This is a genomic window from Binatus sp. (SeqCode) (assembly GCF_036522015.1).
Taxonomy (GTDB): domain Bacteria; phylum Desulfobacterota; class Binatia; order Binatales; family Binataceae; genus Binatus.
In genome coordinates this window covers 1-5,720 of the sequence record NZ_DATDGQ010000101.1, presented here as the reverse complement: position 1 = coordinate 5,720, position 5,720 = coordinate 1, and the positions used below count along the sequence as shown (strand labels likewise).

Below are 5,720 nucleotides of genomic sequence, written 5' to 3'. Positions count from 1 at the left end.
GAGCAACGCGACCGGCAGGAACAGCCTCCGGACTGCTTCGCGTTTCGTGTCATTCTGACGACGGGAGCGTTAGCGACGGGAGGAACGGACCTCGGACAGCTTCGCGTACGCGAAGCCGGTACCGGTTTTCCGAAAATCGCGCAGCGCTCCTTCCCGCCGCACTCACCCGGAGCCAGTGAGCCTGAACAACTCGCGCGCCTCACCAAGTCCTTTGAGTTCATGAATTCCCGCCGGTTCGAACGCGAGCTCTGATCCTGCGAGCAAGTGTTTCGTGGTGGCCGAGACCAGCACCTCGCCCGCCGCCGCAACCCCCGCGACGCGTGCGGTTTCATGCACCGCGAGACCGCGTACGTTGTCGCCCACGAACTCCACCTCGCCCGTGTGAACCCCGGCCCGAATCGCGATACCAAGATGGGTGACCGAAGAACCGATCGCACGCGCGCATCGAACCGCTCGCGCAGGACCGTCGAACACGGCGAGAAATCCGTCGCCAGTGGTCTGAATCTCCCGCCCTCGAAAACGGTTGAGCTCTTGCCGCACCTGGCGGTTATGCTCGAGCAGCAGCTCGCGCCAGGCGAAATCGCCGAGCCGCCTGAGATGCGCGGTCGATTCGACGATATCGGTGCATAGCATGGCGGCAAGCACGCGATCTCCATCAGCCGGCACCGCGAAGATCCGCGCGCTGTCGAACTCGATTGCTTCGAAAGGCTCGTCGCCGACCACCCAGGCATCGTGGCCGGGAGGAATGTCATAAACATCGTCGATCCCGATTTCGCACGCTTCGCCCGCATCGCTTTCCAGATGGAGCCGCCCCTTGAGAACGACGCCCTGATGATGGATTTGGCAGGAGTGAGTGTGAGCGATTGGACCGACATCACGCGACCAGCGCCACCCGGGTTCCAACCAGAACCGCCCGATCATGGTCTCGCTATGGGATACGATCTCGACTCGCCCATGCGGAAAGCGCCGAACCTCTTCCGGACTGCGAAAACTCTTGGCCTGTGTACGCGCCATAGGATTCCTAGACAACGGTTACGCGGCGGGAGTATAGGCGAGCGCCTCACTAGACTCAAACCAGGATACATTACGGTCCCCCTTCCCGCTCGGGAAGGGGTTTGGGGTTAGGTTCCGCGCGCGCTCGGCGCGCACTCTGACTGAAGCGAGCAACGCGTCCGCGCGATCTTGTCATCCTGACGAAGCGAGCAACGCGAGCGGGCGGGCTTCCGGACAGCTTCGCGTAAGCGAAGCCGGTACCGGTTCTTCTCGCGGCGTCACTCCTCTTCTTTGATTATTCGTTGAACGTGCTCACTGTGCATCAACACTTCCTGATGATTTCTCCTTCTTTGAAGCGATGCATCCGTGAAGACCTGAATATGTTCTCCATATTCATTGTGACCCTTGATCAGAATCCTCCCGCAATAGCGATAAACTTCCACGCTTTCAATGCACTTGCTGCATTCAAAAAATGCCTTCCCGAGTGGAACGTCTACAACACTCGAAGAGACTGGTCGCCCCAACCGGGGGGATTTTGAGCCGCAAGAGTTCAGGGATGAACTGTTCATCCTTACGCCTCGACGCCCGCCATGCTTTGATCGCGTAATGGTCAACAGCCACGACGCTATTCGCTCGCTCCCTCGAAAAGCCCCGCCATCACGCCGGCAACACTTTCCTGGAAAAAAAGAAATTTGACGGAACGAAACTACCCTTGGTAGTGCGGACATCCCAGAACCACAAGCGAATGTATAATTGCTCCCCCTTCAGGCAAATCAACCTGTCAGAATCGCACCGCGAACAATCGCAACAGCGTCGCTATGCGTAGTTTTTGGGCGGCCTTCGGGGCGTTGGCGACAAGATCGAACTTACTGTTACGATTGTAGCCCGTGAGCACAACCAGCATGGGCGCAACCGCATCGAGTCAAAACTACGCTGAACGGGTGAAGAATCCCGGCCCCGGCGCTGCCGTTCTGATCGCCGACGACGATCCTGCCATCCGCCTTGTTTTGAGGCATCGGCTCGAAGCCGACGGCCATCGCGTCGAAGAAGCCATCGACAGCGCGTCCGCGCTCACCGCGTTACGCACCAACAAATTCGACGTCGCCCTGCTCGACATCATCATGCCGGGCAACGGCGGACTCGACGTGCTGTCGGCCGCGCACAGCGAAACGATCCGCACTCTCATCATCGTGATCACCGCGGCCAGCACGATGAACAACGCGGTCGAGGCGATGAAGCGCGGCGCGCACGACTACCTGACCAAGCCGTTCGCCAATCTCGATCTGGTCGCCGCGGCGATCAAGCGCGCGGTCGAAGTCGGCGCGCAGGCCGCCGATCTCAACCGGCTCAAGGACGAGGTTAATCGCCAGCTCGTCGGCGGCGAGATAATCGGGCGCAGCGCGGCGATGCAGGAAGTTTACAAGCTGATCGGGCGTGTCGTCACCAACGACGCAACCGTTTTGCTCAGCGGCGAGAGCGGTACCGGCAAGGAGCTGGTCGCGCGCGCGATTCATTTCAAGTCGGCGCGATGGCGCTCGCCGTTCGTCGCCGTCAACTGCTCCGCTATCCCGCACGGCCTGCTCGAGAGCGAGCTGTTCGGGCATGAGCGCGGCTCGTTCACCGGCGCGTCCGAGCGGCGCGCCGGCAAATTCGAGATGGCCGACACCGGCACCATCTTCCTCGACGAAATCGGCGACTTGCCGGTCGAGTTGCAGCCCAAGCTGCTGCGCGTGCTGCAGGAGCGCGAGTTCACCCGGGTCGGCAGCGTCGAGACGCTCAAGGTCAAGGCGCGCGTTATCGCAGCCACCAACCAGAACCTCGAGACCCTGGTCGCCGCGCGGAAATTCCGCGAAGACCTGTACTTCCGCTTGCGCGTGATTCCGATCCAGATGCCGGCGCTGCGCGAACGGCGCGACGATATCGGCGAGCTGACCGACTACTTCGTCTCCAAGGCGGTCCAGGAGATGGGCGCGCGCGCCAACACGATCAGCCCCGAAGCGCGGATCAAGCTGGAGTCCGCCGAATGGCCCGGCAACGTGCGCGAACTAGAAAACGCCGTGATGCGTGCGGCGTTGCTCGCGCCGGGCAATACGATTCGCGCCGACGACGTCGAGCTGTCGCGTCCGGGGGGCGTTGGCGCGGGAGCATCGTCCGCGACCGACGGCGCCGAGCTCGGCGATATCATCTCGACCCGCATCGCGGGATGGTTCGATTCGCCGGGCGGCGAGGAGCCGCGCGACCTCTACCATCGGCTGGTGGCAGAGATTGAGCGTCCGCTGGTCGAGCTTGCGCTCAAGCGCGCCGGTGGCAACCAGGTGCGCGCGGCGCGGATGCTCGGGCTCAACCGCAACACGCTGCGCAAGAAGATCACCGACCACAAGATCGTACTGACCAAATTTCCCGGCGGATGACGCGGCTACCCTCGCACTTCTACGCGATGGTCGATCCGGCCGGCGGACACGAGCCGGTCCCGCTGGCCGAAACCCTGCTCGACGCCGGCGCACGAATCATGCAGCTACGTCTGAAGGACGCGCCCGGCCGCGACTTTCTCGCAGCAGCCCGCGCGATTGCCGAGATGTGCCGCAAGCGCGGCGCGATTCTGATCGTGAACGATCGCGTCGACATAGCGATTCTCGCCGAGGCGCAGGGAGTGCACCTCGGGCAGACCGATCTGCCGCTCGAAGCGGCGCGGCGAATCGCGGGTCCCCGAATGATTGGCATCTCAACCCACAATGTCGAGCAGGCGCGTGCGGCCGAAGACGGCGGCGCGGACTACATCGGCTTCGGCCCGATGTATCCCGGCGGCCTGCGCAATAGCGCTGCCGGGATGGGCCTCGACGGTCTGCGCGCGATCCGCGCCGCTGTAAAGATTCCAATCGTCGCAATCGGTGGAATCACTGAAGCGCGCATCGCAGAAACGCTCGCAGCCGGTGCCGACGCCGTAGCAATCATCACCGACGTACTGAACGCTCCGGACATCGCCGCTAAAGTCCGCTCAATCCTCGCGATCGCGCGCAACTGATTCCGTATCAGCTCTTTGTGTCATCCCGAGCGTAGACGAGGGACCCCGGATCTTTCTCGGGCTCAGGTAGCCGCACCTCGCCTACGGCGCGACCGAGCTGCCGTTCGTGTCATCCTGAGCGCAGCGAAGGATCTCGCGCGTCAGCGCGTCTCATAGCATGCATCTGCGCTCGCTCCATGGATGGGGTGCGGTGATCCGCATCCAAAACCATCCGAGGTCCCTCGGCTACGCTCGGGATGACACAAGGGAGAAGACGACCCAACGAAAGATCTGCAGGAGAATCTTGTGGTGAAAGTTCTACGCCGTAGCCGGAATCGGTGCCGATGGTTGCCTCGCTTGCTCGGATTCGAAGGAGCGGCATGAGTACGTTACCGCCGCGCCCAGCAGGCACATCACAACGAATGCTTCGAAGGCGGATGTGTAGCTGCCGGTGAGATCGTAGATCTTGCCTGCGCCGACCGGGCCGACGAATGCGCCGATCGTGTTGAAGACGCCGGCGATGCCGCCGATTGAGCCGAAGCGTTTTAGTCCGAGCGACTCTGCTACCAGCATCGGGATCAGCACCAGCGGCGCGCCGAGCGACAGGCCGAAAATCAGCACGAATGGAATCAGCACCGCGGTTCGCGCCGCGCCGAAGATCAAGATCATGCCGACGCAGGCGGCCAGGAAGTTTAACGACAGTGCGACTCTTGCGCTGACGCGATCTGCCAGCAGGCCCATCCCGAGCTTGCCGAAGGCGGCGAACACGAGCACAAGGCTCGCCGTCCCGGCCGCGAATGATGGCGAATAGCCCAGTTCGGTGAGATAGGTGATCAGATGCAATCCCGCACCGGCCGCGACCGCCGCGAAAAAGAACGACGCCGCAGAAATCATCCAGAATGAGCGGCAGCGCAACGCCTCGCGCAGCTCGAACCCGGGCAACGCGTCGCTGGCTTGCGCGACGCTGACGCCCTCGGCCTGCGGCGGCCTGGTCTTCACGACGAAAATTATCAGCGGCACCACGACCAGGAACATCGGGATCGCCAACGCCACATAACCGGCGCGCCATCCGCCGCGCACGATCGCGAAGTTACCGACCATCGTCATCGCCGCACCGCCGAGCGAGGTGCCGGCGAAAGTTATACCCATCGCCAGCCCGCGGCGCGCACCGAACCAGTTGGCTATCACCAAGGAGCACGGCAGCAGGGTCGATGCGCCGATGCCGACGCCGAGCAGCACGTAAGCGCCGAATAGCGGCCCGAACGAATCGACGCGGCTGGCAATTAGAAAAGAGACGCCGGTCATGATTGCGCCTGCGACCATCACGATGCGCGCCTCGACGCGATCGAGCAGCCATCCGACGAGCGGAGCGCTGATCCCCGCCGAGATCGGCAGCGCGAGCCCTTGCAGCGTGGACAGTTGCGCGCGCGGCCATCCGAAGTGTTTCAGCAGATGCGGAAAGAACAGGCCGCCCGTGTTGTAGCCCGAGCCGAACACGAACATCAGCACGACGAACAGGCTCGCGACGATGATCCAACCCTGGCGTTCCCGTTGTGTCATCAGAGAAGTCTCCCTCGCTGAGACTTATAGCGACACGACGAGAGATCGTCGAGGGCGAAACTTATTCGAGCGCGGCCGTCGGGATGTAGCCTTCGAGTCCGTTCTTCATCCGGATTCTCATGTAGTTCAGCGAAAGGCCGACGACGTGAACATTGTGGCCCTGGTG

At 62.5% G+C, this 5,720-nt stretch carries 4 protein-coding genes; 2 read left to right on the top strand and 2 right to left on the bottom strand.

The window, feature by feature from the left end:
* Window positions 1-162 precede the first annotated feature (162 nt).
* Complete coding sequence (locus VIW95_RS04125; RefSeq protein ID WP_331584149.1) at window positions 163-1,014, bottom strand: adenylate/guanylate cyclase domain-containing protein; 852 nt, start codon at window positions 1,012-1,014, stop codon at window positions 163-165.
* A gap of 866 nt (window positions 1,015-1,880) precedes the next feature.
* Between VIW95_RS04125 and VIW95_RS04120 the strand changes: the two genes are divergently transcribed.
* Window positions 1,881-3,404: a sigma-54 dependent transcriptional regulator gene (locus VIW95_RS04120; RefSeq protein ID WP_331584148.1), complete on the top strand. Its 1,524-nt coding sequence runs from the start codon at window positions 1,881-1,883 to the stop codon at window positions 3,402-3,404.
* The gene (gene thiE / locus VIW95_RS04115) at window positions 3,401-4,015 is read left to right on the top strand and encodes a thiamine phosphate synthase (protein WP_331584147.1); all 615 of its coding nucleotides are present in this window, start codon (window positions 3,401-3,403) and stop codon (window positions 4,013-4,015) included. Before VIW95_RS04120 ends, thiE begins: the two co-directional genes overlap by 4 nt.
* A 297-nt stretch (window positions 4,016-4,312) precedes the next feature.
* Here thiE and VIW95_RS04110 read toward each other — a convergent pair whose 3' ends face one another.
* Complete coding sequence (locus VIW95_RS04110; protein ID WP_331584146.1) at window positions 4,313-5,554, bottom strand: MFS transporter; 1,242 nt, start codon at window positions 5,552-5,554, stop codon at window positions 4,313-4,315.
* Between the last annotated feature and the right edge of the window lie 166 nt (window positions 5,555-5,720).